General features: G+C 49.8%; 15 protein-coding genes. 13 read left to right on the top strand and 2 right to left on the bottom strand.

Annotated elements, in window-relative coordinates; all coding sequences use genetic code 11:
• Positions 1 to 59: 59 nt before the first annotated feature.
• Positions 60 to 2,483: a hypothetical protein gene (locus tag AC1S5B_RS09500; RefSeq protein WP_482035431.1), complete on the bottom strand. Its 2,424-nt coding sequence runs from the start codon at positions 2,481 to 2,483 to the stop codon at positions 60 to 62.
• Between the two features lie 193 nt (positions 2,484 to 2,676).
• On the opposite strand from AC1S5B_RS09500, the gene AC1S5B_RS09495 reads away from it, so the two are divergent.
• Together AC1S5B_RS09495 and AC1S5B_RS09490 are read left to right on the top strand one after the other, a co-directional pair.
• Positions 2,677 to 3,368, top strand: a protein-coding gene (locus AC1S5B_RS09495; RefSeq protein ID WP_482035430.1) for an IS1 family transposase whose coding sequence is annotated in 2 segments (ribosomal slippage) — positions 2,677 to 2,998 and positions 2,998 to 3,368 — 693 coding nt in all. Because the reading frame shifts where the segments join, the coding sequence is not laid out codon by codon here.
• 128 nt (positions 3,369 to 3,496) lie between these two features.
• The gene (locus AC1S5B_RS09490; protein ID WP_482035429.1) at positions 3,497 to 4,084 is read left to right on the top strand and encodes a hypothetical protein; all 588 of its coding nucleotides are present in this window, start codon (positions 3,497 to 3,499) and stop codon (positions 4,082 to 4,084) included.
• Here the strand turns inward: AC1S5B_RS09490 and AC1S5B_RS09485 are convergent.
• Positions 4,067 to 4,483, bottom strand: coding sequence for a hypothetical protein (locus AC1S5B_RS09485; protein WP_482035428.1), 417 nt, complete (start codon positions 4,481 to 4,483; stop codon positions 4,067 to 4,069). The genes AC1S5B_RS09490 and AC1S5B_RS09485 overlap by 18 nt on opposite strands.
• A 303-nt stretch (positions 4,484 to 4,786) precedes the next feature.
• Between AC1S5B_RS09485 and AC1S5B_RS09480 the strand changes: the two genes are divergently transcribed.
• The 11 genes from AC1S5B_RS09480 to AC1S5B_RS09430 all read left to right on the top strand — a co-directional run bounded on the left by AC1S5B_RS09480 (position 4,787) and on the right by AC1S5B_RS09430 (position 16,947).
• Positions 4,787 to 6,571, top strand: coding sequence for a S8 family peptidase (locus AC1S5B_RS09480; protein ID WP_482035427.1), 1,785 nt, complete (start codon positions 4,787 to 4,789; stop codon positions 6,569 to 6,571).
• Positions 6,568 to 6,789, top strand: coding sequence for a hypothetical protein (locus AC1S5B_RS09475; RefSeq protein WP_482035426.1), 222 nt, complete (start codon positions 6,568 to 6,570; stop codon positions 6,787 to 6,789). The genes AC1S5B_RS09480 and AC1S5B_RS09475 overlap by 4 nt, the downstream gene beginning before the upstream one ends.
• A 290-nt stretch (positions 6,790 to 7,079) precedes the next feature.
• Entirely contained in the window at positions 7,080 to 7,820 is a 741-nt protein-coding gene (locus tag AC1S5B_RS09470) for a DUF502 domain-containing protein (RefSeq protein WP_482035425.1), read from the top strand.
• Positions 7,821 to 7,903: 83 nt separating this feature from the next.
• Positions 7,904 to 8,542: a transcription antitermination factor NusB gene (gene nusB / locus AC1S5B_RS09465; protein WP_482035424.1), complete on the top strand. Its 639-nt coding sequence runs from the start codon at positions 7,904 to 7,906 to the stop codon at positions 8,540 to 8,542.
• Positions 8,543 to 8,587: 45 nt separating this feature from the next.
• On the top strand, positions 8,588 to 10,222 hold the full coding sequence (gene ftsY / locus AC1S5B_RS09460; protein ID WP_482035423.1) for a signal recognition particle-docking protein FtsY: 1,635 nt from the start codon (positions 8,588 to 8,590) through the stop codon (positions 10,220 to 10,222).
• A gap of 122 nt (positions 10,223 to 10,344) precedes the next feature.
• Positions 10,345 to 11,598 (top strand): urease accessory protein UreH domain-containing protein, encoded by a 1,254-nt coding sequence (locus AC1S5B_RS09455; protein ID WP_482035422.1) that lies wholly within the window; start codon positions 10,345 to 10,347, stop codon positions 11,596 to 11,598.
• Positions 11,573 to 12,022, top strand: coding sequence for a hypothetical protein (locus tag AC1S5B_RS09450; RefSeq protein WP_482035421.1), 450 nt, complete (start codon positions 11,573 to 11,575; stop codon positions 12,020 to 12,022). The genes AC1S5B_RS09455 and AC1S5B_RS09450 overlap by 26 nt, the downstream gene beginning before the upstream one ends.
• 51 nt (positions 12,023 to 12,073) lie before the next feature.
• Positions 12,074 to 12,820: a 6-phosphogluconolactonase gene (gene pgl, locus AC1S5B_RS09445; RefSeq protein ID WP_482035420.1), complete on the top strand. Its 747-nt coding sequence runs from the start codon at positions 12,074 to 12,076 to the stop codon at positions 12,818 to 12,820.
• A gap of 116 nt (positions 12,821 to 12,936) precedes the next feature.
• Positions 12,937 to 13,719 (top strand): FHA domain-containing protein, encoded by a 783-nt coding sequence (locus AC1S5B_RS09440; protein ID WP_482036614.1) that lies wholly within the window; start codon positions 12,937 to 12,939, stop codon positions 13,717 to 13,719.
• Positions 13,720 to 13,990: 271 nt separating this feature from the next.
• Positions 13,991 to 15,376 carry a protein kinase domain-containing protein gene (locus tag AC1S5B_RS09435; protein ID WP_482035419.1) on the top strand — a complete coding sequence of 462 codons (1,386 nt, stop codon included), beginning with the start codon at positions 13,991 to 13,993 and terminating at the stop codon, positions 15,374 to 15,376.
• A gap of 122 nt (positions 15,377 to 15,498) precedes the next feature.
• Positions 15,499 to 16,947, top strand: a complete 1,449-nt coding sequence (locus tag AC1S5B_RS09430; protein WP_482035418.1) for a sensor histidine kinase — start codon at positions 15,499 to 15,501, stop codon at positions 16,945 to 16,947.
• Positions 16,948 to 17,014: the final 67 nt, after the last annotated feature.

The following is a 17,014-nucleotide window of genomic DNA, read 5'->3' as shown; positions in this document are numbered from 1 at the left end:
AAAATATTTCGAGCTATCGAGACGTTTTTAGACAAAGACATATCGTAGTTTCTAGAAAATTATCTGTTGTGGTTCGATTTCAAGCTGAATTGCTGGTGCTGGGTTGACCACTGCAACAGTTTGTATTGGGTGGGCGAGTCAACAACTAAGGCAGGTAAGGGGTTCCCTAAATCCGCGATCGCTCGATACTGTTGTCCTTTTTCCGCAGAAATTTCACTATATAGCAGTTTGCCAGAGCTAGAGAAAATTAGGGTTTTGGGTTGAGTCTGTGCTGCTTTGAGCGATCGCGTTGGGGAGAGGAGTGCATTTAAGTCGTCGGGCTGGAGAGTGAGGATGACATCGGGTTGGCTACCGCCTGTCAGATTGGCAAGTTGGATTGTCCAAGGACTGGCGAGTGGCTCTAGATCTGCCCCGTTGGGGAGGGCGATCGCCTGCTGCAATTCTTGCGTCAGTGCTGGAATCGCTTTTGCCGTCCATTTTGGCTGCTGCTGCATCCAGTCGCCCAGAGAAACCACATCTGGGCTGAGCCATTGCAGGGCTGATTCTGTGATGGCGAGGGCATGAGAAGCCGGGTTTTCCGTGCCTATCAAGGCGTTGCCAGAGACGAGCAGTTCTAAGCGATCGCCTTTTAATCGAACAGCTTGGATAGTTGCTAATAGCGTTTGGGCTTCCCCGTTGGGTTGCCATGTCACTATTTGCACGGTAGGAGCGGTGTCCAATCCTAACCGATTCCAAAGTGAGATCGCCGCAGTGGGCAAGTTGGAGAATGTATCGGTCTGCCAGCGATCGCCATTATGAAAAGCCGTGACACTCACTTGATACCAGGTTTGCTGATCGGCTTGAAGCGGTTTCTTGCCGGAGGAAAACAACCAGTCTGCTGGATTGATCTGAGCAAGGGGCTGAACCGTGCCAATCATTCGGCTAGAGTTGCTGTTTAGCGTAGTGTCCGTAAACGCGGGATCAAGCCGTTTCGTCAATGCGGTAATTTTGGCAATTTCCGCAGCAGTCACCTTGGGTTGCTTTTTCAACCAGGCGATCGCGGCAGGCTGTCCTTTTTGCGCCGTGAGCAACAACGCACCCCATGCCCTCACCTCTAATTTGTCCGATCCCGTTTGCCCAAACGCTTTGATCCGATTTTCCAGCCTACCCCCGTCCGCTTTTAGCACATCTGCCGTTTCATGGCTGGCAACAACCGACGATTGAAACACCTGTAATGCCCGTTCCCACCGCCCATCGATCAGATTTGCCAAGACCTGCTGACTGGGGCTTGCCCAGGAACTCTCTGCCTGCCCTTGGGTCACCTGAGCGTGCCAACGAATTAAATTTAACTGAGCTTGCGCCGTGCTAGACCAGTCTTTAGCAGGCAATTTTCTTTTAAGCGACTCCAGCCATTTGAGACTGGTTGACCACAGCCCTCCCCGTGCCAACAGTAACGCCGATTGATAAGCAGATTGGGGCAGAACTGACTCACTCAGAGAAATCGGTTCTAACTGAACGGGGCTAGGCAAAAAGTTGAGCGGTTTAATTTGATAAATCTCAAACTGTGGCTCCATGCCAATGGTGTGATTAATAATCAGTTCGGGGCTGCCGCCGTCAGTCACTTCTTTCCAAATCGGGGGTTCCCCCGTGGGGCTTGTCCATTGCAACTTTTTACTAAGGTGAAAACGACTGGGATTGTAGTGAATAATTTGCCCATAGGCAAGGGTTTCATTGCCGCGATCGCGCTTTCCGCCAAGATTTAGCCAAACCCCTTGCGCCGATGGCAAGTCATATCGCGTCACGCTGGTTAGCGGCAATGCTCGACTAGAGCCTTGATTATCTGACTTGGCATCGACTAAGGGTGCGATCGCAAAGGATTCTTCGGGTCCCGCGATCGCAAGCTGATCGACTAAAGAATATAGCGATTCATTGGTCGCAGTTTTACGATCCGTCGCCGTTTGATACAGCCGCAATTCTACAATTTGATCACAATCGGTCTGGCAGTTGGAGCGCTGTTCTAGCACAGGCAACAGCAGATCGGATACGGTCGTTCTGTCATCCATAAAGCTGACATTTTGACCCAGTTCCAGCAATTCTCCGGTCGTTTTCCCCTGCCTGCGGAGTTCTGCCCGAATCGCCTGAAGGGTTTTAGGCGGTTGTTCTGCTCCTCGCAACGGCAACCACCCAGGAAACCACTGATTCACCCAGCCCGATGCTTGTGGGTTGACGATCAGTTGCAGCGCCAGCCAGCCACACCCCGCAAATCCACCAGAAAGTAGGATGATGAGCGCGATCGCACCCGCAACCCGTAACCCGTTTACTTTCGGTTTTGGATGAACACTCTTTTTTGGGACAAGCGATCGCGGTTTTGTTGATAGTTGGGTAGTTGGAGCGGGCGATCGCGCTAAAGGCACCACTGGCGTTGCAGCGTGACTGTGATTCACCCCAGCTTTTGGACGATTAGATGGACGATTTGGCACGGAACTCGATAACCGACGACTCATAGCATAGAGGTAAGCGAATGCGCCCCAATGTAGCGGCAATCAGCCCCAATGTCACGCCCCCTCACAAAACGTTGAGCAAGCCTTTGTAGAGCCTTGGCTCTTGCATCAGGATTTGAAGCTCAAAATTTGCTCAAAGTTTATCCAAAAGATTGCGGGCGTTGCATAATAGTGGGATGGATTGAGGTCAATTTGAATGCAATGTCCTGAGTGCAAGTCTACGCATATTTGCAAGAACGGTCATCGCAGAGGTAAACAAAATCACATCTGTGTGGATTGTGGTCGCCAATTCATCGACGACTACATTGCTTTGCGAGGGTACAGCGATGCTGTCAAGCGGGAGTGCTTAAAAATGTATGTCAACGGCATGGGATTTCGCGCCATTGAGCGGGTCAAAGGAGTGCATCACACCACTGTGATCACTTGGGTTAGACAGGTGGGAGAACTGCTACCAGATGCCTACGACCCGCAGACCACTCCAGAGGTGGGAGAATTGGACGAACTCGAAACCTTTGTCCACTCAAAAAAAACAAGATCTGGCTGTGGACGGCGGTTGACCACTTCAAACCAGGGATTTTAGGTTGGGTGTTAGGCGACCACAGTGCCAAGACTTTTGCCCCGTTATGGGCAATTGTGGAGACCTGGCAGTGTTATTTCTACATCACCGACGGTTGGTCGGTCTATCCCTGCTTTATTCCCGATGGCGACCAGATTGTCAGTAAGACTTATATGACACGAGTGGAAGGAGAAAACACCCGATTACGCAATTATTTAGCACGCCTGCATCGGAAGACCCTCTGTTATTCTAAATCCGTACCAATGCTGAAACATTCGATTCGTTTGTTACTGCATTACCTGATATTTGGAGATGTGCCCATCCCTACCTGATTCATCCCTATGTTCAGCAACGCCAGATTGCGCTATATTTTTTCTGGGAATTTATCACAATCTCAGATGCCATCTGTGTGATCAACTTAAGCAATATTAGAGTTAGTGATGCCAAGTAGAGAACTAAGATGCCTACTCCCCAAGAATCTATCCAAAACCTTATAGAAAGCATTGATAAAGAAATAACGCGGGTGTCACAAGGTGCGCTTAGTTTAGGGCAGGCAATTACTAGAATAGAAAAACTGCAACCAAGTTCTAGTCAGAATGCAGCTTCATCACAACAGTTAGCTAACTTAAGACAAACTTTTTCAAAAGCTAAAAAGCAAATTGCTGAGATGAAATCCCAAAAAGAGATTCTCCTCGAACGCTTAGCACGGACTCAGAGTGAATTAAATTCTGATTTCCTTGATTATGTATCGGGTCGAGACTTTGAGTGCAATCCTATCCGTTCAACTGAAATTTCTTCCACCCAAGTTAGTAATGGACACACTTCTGAGAAAAGTGCCTTAGAAAAAACGCTGAATACAGCACCAAAAGCGGGAACATGCACAGATAGGTTCATCAAGACTCGTTACTCAGTTGATGTATACGCAGTGTTGATAGAAATGGAAAACCATCAAGCGTTTATTAAACATGCTGTAGAAAAAGAATTAATAGCCCAAAATCTTCTGCCGGATGAATTCGACAAGCTATTTTCTTCAATCTCTAATCTTTAATTTCTTATCCAAAAACTGACCCCATTGGGCGGCAAGGGGCGGTTCTGTAAAGGGAATGCGGATAGAATCTGCATTGTTGGTATAAGAAAACTCCAATTCAGCGCGTCCCTTGGCAGGTGGATTCTCCCAATCGGCTGCTTTCCCATTTACCAACAGTTGAATCGACTGCACCTGCTTTAGGGAAAACGTTTTTGTATCCACGATGCCTTGAGACGTGGGAGTGCCCCAGGTTAACTCATCGCCCTGTTGCCCAATCACCGCATAAAGGTCATACTTCGCCCGTTCAAACTGCTCTGCCCACAGCCGATACGCCTCGACCTTCTGAAATTCTTTCCGACCAGCCCACGCCAGTCCAACAAACACTGCCAGCAACGATAACCAAAAAAGACCACGTTCCATAAGGGGAGAAGAAAAGTTTTGAGTTTTAAGTTTTGAATTCAAAATTCAAAACTGTTCAGTGTCTACTTGTCAGTAATTATTTAAAAGTGTCCCAACAGAATAGGACAGCCATAACAGACAAATTGCTGCTTTTCTAAGCCTACAGGTTCAGACAATGCTATGAACCCTTTTTCTACTCGCCCTTCGCCCCTCACCCCTCGCCTCTTGCCTTTGCTCTTCCCTTGTAACGATCGCAATATAGTTCTCTGCCACTTTTAATAGAGGTGAGCTAAGGTAGTAACCAGTCTTGACTAGGCGGATGGCATGAAGAAGTTGTTGCTGGTGGTTTTGTTTCTTGTGGGATTGGGCTGGGCGCTGACCACCTTTCCAGGGTTAGCCGTTGAGGGCAACTACAATTCCATCATTCTAGACTTTCGGGAGGATGTGGGAGCGGCGCAAATTGAGAGCCAAATTGATGCGATCGCCCAAACCTATAGTGCTTCTCCCCGCTACAACAGCGAATTTTCTTTAGCAGACCATGTCTTCATCATGCCCGGAGATAAAAAGCTGCTCGACACGCTCAGAAACTCTGACCTCCGCAAGTACACAGAATTTATTGAACCAGACTATCTTTACCGTACCTATGCCGTGCCCAACGACCCAGAGTATGGCAAACAGTGGAATATGCGGAGCATTAACGTAGAGCCAGCCTGGGATCAAACAAAAGGGAAAGGCATTACGGTTGCCGTGATTGATACGGGTATTAGTCAAGTGCCCGATTTGTTGGATACCAACTTTGTGAGCGGCTACGACTTTGTGAATGATCGCACCAGCGTTCGAGACGATAACGGGCACGGTACTCATGTGGCAGGGACGATCGCCCAAGCCACTAATAACAAGTTTGGCGTTGCTGGAATTGCCTATGAAGCGAATTTGATGCCACTCAAGGTTTTAAGTGCAGAAGGCGGCGGTACGGTTGCCGATATTGCGGAAGCGATTCGGTTTGCGGCGGATCAAAAAGCCGATGTGATTAACATGAGTTTGGGCGGTGGCGGTGAAAGCCAGTTGATGAAAGAGGCGATCGACTATGCCCACAGTAAAGGCGTGGTGATTGTCGCGGCGGCTGGCAATGCAGGACGCAATGCCGCTGAATATCCAGCTCGGTATCCTCATGTGATAGGCGTGTCTGCCCTAGACTCCGCAGGCAGCAAAGCCCCCTATTCCAACTATGGCGCTGGAATTGATATTTCGGCTCCAGGTGGCTTGATTAATGGGGAAGACAAAACGGGCGGCATTTTGCAAAATACGCTCAATCCCCAAACGGGAGAATCAGTGTTTGAAGCCTTTCAGGGAACCAGCATGGCCGCTCCTCACGTATCCGGGGTGGTGGCGTTAATTAAAGCCGCTGGGGTGACCAATCCCGATGAAATTGAAGAAGTCATCAAGCAGTCAGCGCTAGTTGTTCAAGACGACAACATGAATCACTTTGGGGCGGGTAAACTGGATGCCGCTGCCGCCGTCAAGCTGGCAGCCCAAGGCAAAATTTCCTTCCAAGATTTCTTCCGCTGGCTGCGAGATAATGGCTACCTCAATCCGCGCTTCTGGATCGATGGCGGCGTAATTTCCCTGGGACCTAAACTGGCGATGGTGCTAGGCTCCTATCTGCTGGCGTGGTTACTGAAAATCTACTTTCCCTTTGCCTGGACCTGGTCGCTGTCCTCTGGCTTAGTCATGGGCAGTACGGGGATCTTTTTCCTGCGCGGGATTTATTTATTTGATGCGCCCCAGTGGCCCTTTCGTCTCATGGGAAGTTCCCTGGCGGAGATGGGCAGTGCGGTTCAATTGAGCAGTGGACTCAATCCCTTTTTTGCTAGCATTTTGATCCCGCTGGGGTTGGTGCTGCTGCTGTTGGGACATCGCACCTGGAAAGGGTTTGCGATCGGTAGCGCGATCGGCATGGCAGTGTTTTTAGCGATCGCGGCGATCACGACCCCTGCGCTCATGTGGTTGGGCGATGGCATTACGGCACGATTATTCCTAGGCGTGAATGCGATGCTTTGTTTCGCGTTGGTACGGCTTGTTGTTAAACCAGAAGGACGGATCGCATGAGCATTCAAGTAGAAGGCACAATTGAGCGCAAAGGCTTTGGCATGGGCGCTTGGGCGTTAGTCAGCAGCAAAGAAACCTATGAATTGCACAAAGCTCCGGCGGATTTGCAAAAAGCTGGACTCAAAGTGAAAGTGTCGGGTCAAATCCGCGAGGATGTGATGACGATCGCCATGATCGGTCCCGTGTTGGAAGTCGCCAGTTTTGAAGTAGTCGATTAAGAGTTGTGTCTAGAAAATAAGGCGATCGCTCATAATTTGAGAGTGACCTGCATCAAAGCGTAATGGGAGCGGTGTGATTGTCTTGCTCGTGCGGCATTTGGTGTTGATGTTCCTTAAACTGAGATCATGAAACATTTCTTTACTTGTTTCGTTTATAAGTCTTAAGCTGTAAAGTTAAGTAGTATCGAGGCTATCTGCTTTCATTGCTGCGAGTTATGCGATTGAAACACTAATAGCTTCTGATAGCTTCCTAGATAAAAAAACGGATTACACACCGGGTTCTTGCATTCATGAAAGAGAGTAGGCTCCCTGTCCTCCAACGCTTAAAACAGGATTTGAAGAACGACCTGATTGCCGGGTTGCTGGTGATTATTCCGCTGGCGACTACGATTTGGTTGACTTTCGCGATCGCAAGCTGGGTGATTGGGTTTCTGACACGCATTCCCAGTCAAATTAATCCGTTTGATGGACTGAATCCCTCACTCGTCAATGTCTTAAATCTGTTGCTAGGGTTGGCAGTTCCCCTGTCTTCCATTTTGTTGATTGGCTTGATGGCACGCAATATTGCCGGACGTTGGCTGCTCGACATGGGAGAGCAAATGGTGCAGGCAATTCCGCTAGCGGGAGCCGTCTACAAAACGCTTAAGCAATTACTAGAAACTCTTTTAAAGGATTCAGGCGATCGATTTCGCCGGGTGGTGTTAGTAGAATATCCTCGTCCCGGTATTTGGTCGTTGGGATTTGTCACGGGCGTAATCAGCGGGGAAGTGCAATCTCATTTTCCTCGATCAATGCTGAGCATTTTTATCCCCACGACTCCAAACCCTGCCACAGGATGGTATGCCATCGTACCCGAAAGTGAAGTCATCGACCTATCGATGCCCATTGAAGATGCCTTTAAAGTGATTATTTCTGGCGGCATTGTTAGCCCAGAGATGACGGCCTCTAACTCATTACCGCCTGCTAGTCGTCCTTCTTTGGATTCCTTGATGGAACTGAATCGACAGGCGATCGCCCTTGAGGATAACTAAGCCGATCAAACATCCGCTAAACCTTGTTAAGATGACTGGGCTGGGATTCAAACCTGAAGCCAGTCTTTTTTTTGGATGCCATCATGCAAGCTCGTAGAATTGCGCGGGAATTAGCCCTGCTGAGTATTAGTCAGTTGCCTGCCACTCAGGAAAATCTAGAGGCGCAGCCTTTGCACAATGTCGTAGTGGCAGCCGTCCGCACCTTAACATCCGAAGTGCAAGATGCCCTAGAAACTGCCTCGGCAGAATTGCAGCAAAGCAATACGCGACTGCTGAACAGCGAAACTCGTGCAACGGATGTGGCTAGTGCCCATGCCATGGTAACGGAGGCGCTCACGCTCACTCAAACTGCAATCAATCGCTTAGGCGCGGCGATCGAGCTTCCCGAAATGGTGCAGCTTGCTAATCAGCATGATGTCCGTGCTTATGCCCTAGAGATCATCCAAACAACTAAGGCAAATCGCTCAGAAATCGACCAACTGCTGACGGAGGCATTGGTCGATTGGCAGTTGGGCAGGCTGGCAACCATCGATCGCGACATCCTCAAGATTGCCGTTGCCGAAATTCTGTATTTAGCGGTTCCTCAGCGAATCGCCATCAATGAAGCAGTAGAACTGGCAAAACGTTACAGCAGCGAAGATGGGCATCGATTTATTAATGGAGTGCTGCGTCGCGTCGTTGATCGCGTCCGAGTCGAAAGCAAGTCTCCCCAAAACAGCTAGAGTTCGATCTGTGTTTCTTGTTGCAATCAGTTTAAGGAAAGGGCAATGACGTTTGATTGGTTTCGCCGCCGCCACGACAATCAGGAACCCAAACCCGCTGCTCCGGCGGAAGTTCAACCCGCTCAGCCTGAGTCTGAGCCTGAAACTGTTGCCCCTGCTGAAGACCAATTGAAGTGGGCAAAAATTGCCTACGAAAATATTCGCAAACGTCAGCAAGAAGCCGCCCAAGCAGAGGTAGCTCCGGCGATCGCGGAACCCGATACCGCTGAAAAAGTTGATTCGCCTGAAATAGACCAACCAGAGAGCGATCGCCCTCAGCCCCCCGCTAATGAACCCGTTGAATCTGTAGCGATCGCTGAATCTGAACTCGTTGCTGAGTCTGAATCTGTTGAATCTGTAGGGCCATCCGAACCCGTTGCGGAATCCGAACCCGCTGGCGAAGTAGACACTCCAGAACTGGATGTCTCCATTCCGGCTGAATCTACACCAGAACCCACGACTCCTCTACCGTTTTGGGCAGCCGCCGAAGCCGAGCGCCAAGCCCGACTCGAAAAACTCCGGGAAACTGCAATTCCCGCCTCTGAGCTTACTCCCTCCACTTCCTCTACCTCTACTCCCTCTGCTCCCTCTGCCTCTCCATCCTCCATTCCCTCTACTTCCCCACCCGACCTCACCCTCGACGAAGGCTTCATTTGGTCTGCCGAAATTCTCGCGTCTCAGGGTCGCAGCGCTGATGATATTTCTATTGAAGAAATTACCTGGCTGAACAAACTGCGGCAAGGACTGGATAAAACTCGGCGCGGACTGGTGAATCAACTCCGGGCGATCGTTGGGCAAGGTCCCTTGACTCAAGATGCCGTCATCGAAATCGAGTCAGCACTACTGCAAGCCGATGTGGGTGTAGCCGCCACTGATGCCATTATCGCCGCCCTGCAACAGCGCTTAAAAGCCGAAGTGTTACCTCCTGATGCTGCTATTACCTATCTCAAAGAAATTCTGCGCGACATGCTCGATCGCCCCCTAGGGAACACTGTTAGCGCCACTTTTGCGCCCAAACCCGACACGCTCAATATTTGGCTAATGACGGGCGTGAACGGGGCTGGAAAAACTACCACCATTGGTAAACTGGCGCACATTGCCCAAAAATCGGGCTACAAATGCCTGATTGGTGCCGCCGATACCTTCCGGGCTGCTGCCGTCGAGCAAGTCAAAGTCTGGGGATCTCGCAGTGGTGTAGAGGTAATCGCCAATCCCGGCAAAAACACCGATCCGGCAGCGGTAGTTTTCGATGCCATCACCGCCGCCCAATCGCGAGGCAGCGATTTACTCCTGATTGATACGGCTGGACGGCTGCAAAACAAAAAGAACCTGATGGATGAACTCAGTAAGGTGCGTCGGATTATCGACAAAAAAGCGCCCGATGCTACCGTAGAATCCCTGCTCGTGCTAGATGCTACCCTTGGACAAAACGGTTTACGACAAGCAGAGGTATTTTCAGAAGCAGCAAAACTCAGCGGCGTAGTATTGACCAAACTAGATGGCACCGCAAAAGGTGGGATTGCTCTGGCGATCGTCCAGCAACTCGGCTTACCCATTCGCTTTATTGGTGCTGGTGAAGGCATTGAAGACCTGCGCCCCTTCTCCAGCTACGAATTCGTGGAAGCCTTATTAAACGGGTAGGGGCGTTTCGACTCCGCTCAACGCACTCTGACTAAATATTATTTACTGGTTTGACCGACTGTCTTTTGACAACTCTCCTCACACCATTTATGTTGGGATGTTCTTGAAGCTTTTTCTGATTGTTGAAGCAGTCAACGAAGGTAGGAAACCGAGTGGATCTGCTGTTGATTATGGTTTTGGGGTTTCTCGGCAGTTTTGGTCACTGTGTGGGTATGTGCGGTCCCTTAACGATCGCATTTTCACTCTCGCAAAAAAGTTCTGCCGCTCCAACTTGGCAACAATCGCTCTACTTTCACGGACTCCTGAACGTGGGTCGAATTGTCAGCTATGCGGCGATCGGCGCAGGAATTGGAGCGCTGGGGTCAGTCCTAATCGCAGGCGGACAACTGGCTGGAATTGAAAGTGGCTTGCGGCGAGGACTGGCAATTTTCACAGGGATTTTGCTGATTTGGATGGGTCTAGTTCAAGTTCAACCCAACCTGCTGCCTAAAATTCCGTTGCTGCACCCCTTGACCCAAGGAAAACTCCATCAAACTCTGAACAGCGGGATGATGAAGCTCTCTTTCCACTCCCGTTGGTGGACTCCACTGTTATTAGGACTAACCTGGGGCTTGATTCCCTGCGGCTTTTTATACACTGCCCAAATTAAAGCCGCCGAAACGGGCAGCCTCTGGCATGGCATGGTGACGATGCTGGCATTTGGACTGGGAACCCTGCCCTCCATGGTCGGAATCGGCGTATCTGCCTCATTGCTGAGTGCTGATCGCCGCAGTCAACTGTTTCGCTTGGGTGGTTGGGTGACGATCGCGATCGGGTCGCTGATCTTGCTCCGAACGGGCGAAATGGAAGACTACACCGGGCATGGAGCCTTGCTTCTTTTAATGCTGGCGCTAGTTGCCCGTCCGATTAGTCGGCTCTGGGCTGCTCCGCTCAAATATCGTCGCGCGTTGGGTGTGGGTGCCTTTGCCCTTGCCGTTGCCCATACCCTACACATGGTTCAGCACAATCTCAACTGGAACATGGACGCGATCGCGTTTATGCTGCCAGAGCAACAAGCTGCGTTGTGGGCAGGAGCGATCGCCTTGGCGTTGATGACTCCTGCCGCTATCACAAGCTGCGATCGCGCAGTCCGCACACTAGGACATTACTGGCGATGGATTCATCTGCTTAACATTCCAGCCTTAGTTTTAGGAGTCGGGCATACTTTATGGCTCGGCTCTCACTACTTCGGTGCCCTGGAAGTGTCTGGTAGTCAAGTCACATCAACACTTTTGTTGACAAGCTTAACTTTGTTCGTTTTGTTGGTTCGCCAACGTTGGATTTGGTCACTGTTATCATTGGAGCGATTTTATGCGCCTGTTCTCAAATCGAAGTAAAGTTCTGGGGACATTGCTGCCCCCCCTGCTGCTGGTTGTGCCTGTGGTAGCCCATGAAATAGAAACCTCAAAAGCAGGGGATGTCGCAGCAACATTCCATATTGAACCTAACCACAATCCCGCCGCTGGAAAACCCTCCACGGCTTGGTTCGCGCTGACCCGTCGCGGTGGAAAAGTGATTCCCCTCGCTCAGTGCAACTGTCAACTTGCCGTTTATCCGGTTCCTTACAAAGCAGGAAAAACTCCTCCAGTAATGAAGCCAACGTTGAATAAGCTGAACGTAGAACGGTATAAAGGCGTTCCCGCAGCGACTATCACGTTTCCAAAAGCGGGACTGTATGAACTGAAACTAACCGGAACGGCAAAATCAGGGGCTAACTTTCAGCCATTCAGTTTATCTTATCAAGTCACTGTTAAAGGCTAAGCATCCACAAATAAGGCAAATGATTTGGCATCTGCTTAGTCCTTAGCGCTTATGATTTTGAGAGTTGTGATGGAAGTGGAAACCATGCAAACGATTGTGGAAGTGTTGCCAGACAAAAGTGCCTTGATCGAGCGATCGCTAGAAATTGTACTCGCCAAAATTGAAGCCGCGATCGCCCAGCGGGGACTTGCCACCATCGCTCTCGCAGGCGGCAGCACCCCCAAGCCCCTCTATGAAAAACTGGCAGAGCAGGATCTCCCCTGGGACAAAATTCATGTGTTTTGGGGCGACGAGCGCTACGTTCCTGCCGACCACCCCGACAGTAATCAGGGGATGGCGCGTCATGCATGGCTCGATAAAGTGCCATTGCCAGCCGCCAACATTCACCCCATGCCCACCAGCGCAACCGACCCAGCCGATGCCGCCGCCCAACACGAAGCCGAACTGCAAGCCTTTTTCCAGATCTCCGACGGCACCTTCCCAGCCTTTGACATTATTCTCTTAGGCATTGGCGATGATGGACACACTGCCTCTCTGTTTCCCCATACCGATGCCTTGCAGGTCAGCGATCGCCTAATCACCGTCGGCAACAAAGATGGACAACCCCGCATTACCTTCACCGCACCCCTAATCAACCAGGCTCACGCCATTCTCTTCCTCGTTGCTGGAGCCAGCAAACGCCCCGCCCTAGACCATATTTTTGCTTCCGAAGACGACGACACCCTCTATCCCGCCCGATTGATTCAACCCCAAGGCGAACTTTGGTGGCTGCTCGATCAAGCCGCCGGGGAAGAATGACGAATGGCGAATAGCGCATGGCGAGTCTCCACCCTGAAACCCGACCCCTGGAACCTCTTCATGTACCCAATTGCCGCGATCGCGAATATGATAGTCCTGAGAACTATGAAATTCCTATGATTGTTTGTCCAAATTGCAATCATCCCAATCCTGATGGTGCAGTGCAGTGCGAAGCTTGCTATACACCCCTACCTGCTACTGCTGCTTGCCCAAATTGTGGCGCGATCGTCCAATCTGATGCGAGCTTTTGCGGTCAGTGTGGGTTTAATCTGCGTGCCGCTGGAGTCACCTCTGCATCTGTTGAACCCGATAACGTATCTTTACCAGAGGCTCTGGCGCTCTCAGAAACTCCGGCAAGTGTTCCTGAGCTAAGTGTTCCTGACTCGCCTGCCCAACACCCTTTAACCTTTGTGCCTAGCGTTTTAGTTGAGCCAATTGAACCGCTGCCTGCCTTGGTTGTGCCACCTGTGGCAGTTGCATCTGTTGAGCCAGTTGAACTAGTTGAGCAAGCTGCCACGGCGGGTGATAATCCTGCTGCGGTGTCCAGTGAAACCAGTACCCAACTGCAAAAACAGACTGCAAAGCTTCTGCATGTCCAAACCAATACGGCTGCTGAGCTACCCCAAGGTCTGATGGTGATTCATCTTGGCAAGCCCAACGATCGCATCCCACCTGATATTGACGTGTCTGGCTTTCCCAATTCTGAAGTCGTTTCGCGGATTCATGCAGACATTCGTCTAGAAGGAGATAGTTATTACATTGAGGATGTGGGTAGCTCCAACGGGACTTACATCAACAATTTGCCCTTAGCCCTAGGGAATCGACATCGATTAAGACCCGGCGATCGCATTGGGTTAGGTAAAGGCGACAAAGTGACATTTCTCTTCCAACTTTCGTAGATTCCTCTCAAAATTGAGTTACGTTAGATGACGAAGACTCTTTTAAATTTCCTGAAAGACTGCTAAAAATCGTCAACACTCACTCTAAAGTCTCCATACACTGTGTGCAATTCATTCTGGTTCGTCCTATCGCCTTTGAGCAAAGTTCTTTATTCAACGACTGCCAAAGCACCGTAGGATAGAAACAACTTTCTGGCATCAGAATCGCAGTTCACAGCACAAATTTTCGGCTCTACCTGCCAGCGTGATTACCCTGACCTTGTTGCATCCCATGCAGTCCGTGCCCGTTCAAAGCTGGATCTTTGAACACGAGTCTGTTGTTCGGATTGGACGCTCTACCGATAACCATGTCATTTTATATAGCGCCGTTGTCTCTCGGCATCACGTTGAAATTTGCCAAGGAGAAACCGGCTGGGAAATTGTCAACCTAGGGGCAAACGGCACATACCTTGAAGGACGGCGGATTACGAAAGTTCCGGTTGAAGACGGTGTAATTATTCGTCTAGCGCGATCGGGACCCAATGTTCAAATTCATCTTGGCGTAAAAGGTGCGGATACGGCTCACCCAGAACCAGGTGAGAAAACCGTGGGTCAACGCACCCGACACCCCACATCTGCGGCATCCAATGTACAAATTTCTGCACCCAGCCCTGCGTTAGCCTCAATTCCTAACCAAGAACTTAAAACCAATAGTGGCAACTCCACTGCTCAGACTTCTAATCAGCAGGGTACTCATGTTCAAACAATCGTAGACGTGGATGAGGCAAGTTATGCCGTACCTGATTCTGGCGATAAGCTAATTCTTTCAAACTGCTGCCAGCGCTATATCGGCACCGAACGCTTGTTTTGTCTCGATTGTGGCAAACCGCTTAACACCTTAGGCGTGATTGGGGATTATCATGTCGTGAAAGTATTGGAACACGATCGCTTAGGCATTACCCAATTAGTTTGGCAGGATGGGCAAACCTTGATGCTGCGGACTCTAAATCCTGAATGGGCTAGCCATGCCGAAGCCATAGAGTTGTTTGAGCAAGAAGCTGAGCAACTTCTTAAGATTAACCACCCCATGCTGCCTCGTTTTATTGATGTTTTTGTTGCAGGTGGGCAACCTTACTTAGTCATGCAGCCATTGTATGGGCAGTCGTTACAGCAAGTGATTGCGACCACTGGCACAAGTTCTTTGCAACAGGCGATCGCCTGGATTCTTCAAGCTTGCCACGCCTTAGAGTATTTACATCAGCAAACACCGCTCCTAATTCATCAAGATATTCGCCCTGAAAATTTTCTACGCCGCGCTTCCGCCAATTCAGACATCGCCCTAGTCGGTCTCTACCCCTGTAGAAGCCTAAAAATGGCAATTCAGCCAGACTTTGCGGGATATTCCGCCCCCGAACAACAGCAAGGGCAAGCGTTTATTGCATCCGATTTATATGCGCTTGCTCCAACCTTAGTGTATTTACTCACCGGAAAACCTCCCAGCACTTTCTATACTCAGCGCGAACAGGGGTATCGATTTTATCCAGAGTATGTACCAGGAATTGATACTGAACTGGTGCCAATTTTGCGGAAGCTCACCAATCCTGCGCCAGATGAGCGCTATCTTTCCACTATAGAGTTGGTTAAAGCCTTGCAAGAACTGGTACCCATTGGGGTTTAGGATGCGAGCCAATTTTTCCGGAAAAATTTCTCTGATTAGAGATTTGCTATAAAAGTGGATAATTTGGGCAGTCTGATAAGATCAGCTTCTTTAAGCGATCTTATATCCAGGTCATCTTGCTTGTGTCACGTCAATCCTGCCAATCGCTGACTCCAACATTATCCGAAGGGAGTGGTCAGGCTCTGCACTTGGAGTCTACGCTACAAGACTTGCCTTTGCATCGATTTGAAATTGAGAACGGGTGTTCAGGATGGCAACTCGCCCAGGTTTTTGAGCATCATCCGTTCCTGCCGGGTGCAATTCTAGTGAACCAAAGCGTCTATGCGGGCATGTTGTCGCGGCAGCGATTATTAGAGTATTTGATTCGTCCCCATGGGTTGGATATTTTTTTGGCAGAGTCGCTTCAGGTACTCTACAGCTATGCTCGATGTGATTTGTTAGTGCTATCGGGAACTACGCCGATTTTGGTTGCGGCTCAGCAGGCTTTGCGGCGATCGCCCGACTTATTAGGTGAACCCGTGATTGTTCAAGACGATCAGATCTACTATCTGTTAGATATCCACGAACTGAACATCGCCCACTGGCAAATTCGCGGCATTGAAACCCAAGTGCGCTATGAACGCATTCAGGCGCAAATGATCCAAAACAACAAAATGGCAAGTTTAGGGCGACTGGTCGATGGGGTTGCCCATGAAATTCTCGATCCAGTGAGCTTTATTTGGGGCAATCTCAGCCATATTGCCAGCTATAGCAACGATTTACTCACCTTGCTGGACGTTTATGAACAGCATTTATCTGTCCCTTCCGCAGAAATTGAGCAGCTAAAAACCGATCTGGATGTTGAGTATTCGCGCCAAGATCTGCCCAGAGCGATCGCCAGCGTTAAAACAGGAGCAGAACGTTTGTCTAAACTAGCATCCAGCCTGCAAAACTTCTGCCATATTGATGAGATTTACCCGAAACCTATCGATTTGCATGAAGCAATCGATGGGATTTTGTTGCTGCTCAAAAGCCGATTAACCAGCGAGATTCAAGTGATTCGTCAGTATGGTCAATTGCCGCCCGTATTGTGTTTTCCTGGGCAGTTACAGCAAGTTTTTATGAATATTTTAAGCCGCTGTTTAGATACCTTGATGAACCAAGCAGTTAGCCAAGAGCTTGATCAAGAATTTCGATCGCGCCATGCTCCGCCAAATGCTGCTGCTGCTGCTAAACCCATCATTCAAATCACCACTCAAGTTTGCTCCTTAGCAATGGGCGATCGCCCTTCGGCACGATGGGTGTTAATTTGTATCGCCGATAATGGACCAGGCTTATCGGAAGAAGCACAGCAGGAGATTTTAGAATCATTCTCCGTCAAAAAACGGGCAGAAAAAGAAACTAGCCTTGCCGTCAGCTATCAAATTGTCACCGCCAAGCACGGCGGCAAATTGTGGGTGCGATCGCGGGGGGCAACCTTGGGCGACTCTTGCACCAAACACTTAGGCAACTCACCCATTCATCAGGCTACCCCAGATACCCCAATCCACGGCAGCGGCACCGAATTCGAGATTTTACTACCGCTTTCCTAGGCTTTAGCTTTTTCTCGCCTCTCTTCCCTCCCTTTTCTCTCTTCTTTCTTCGCTCTTATCTTTTAGA

The organism is Leptolyngbya sp. CALU 1928 (genome assembly GCF_056784215.1).
Note: the sequence above shows the minus strand (reverse complement) of the source record. Positions and strands in the feature narration are given on the sequence as shown.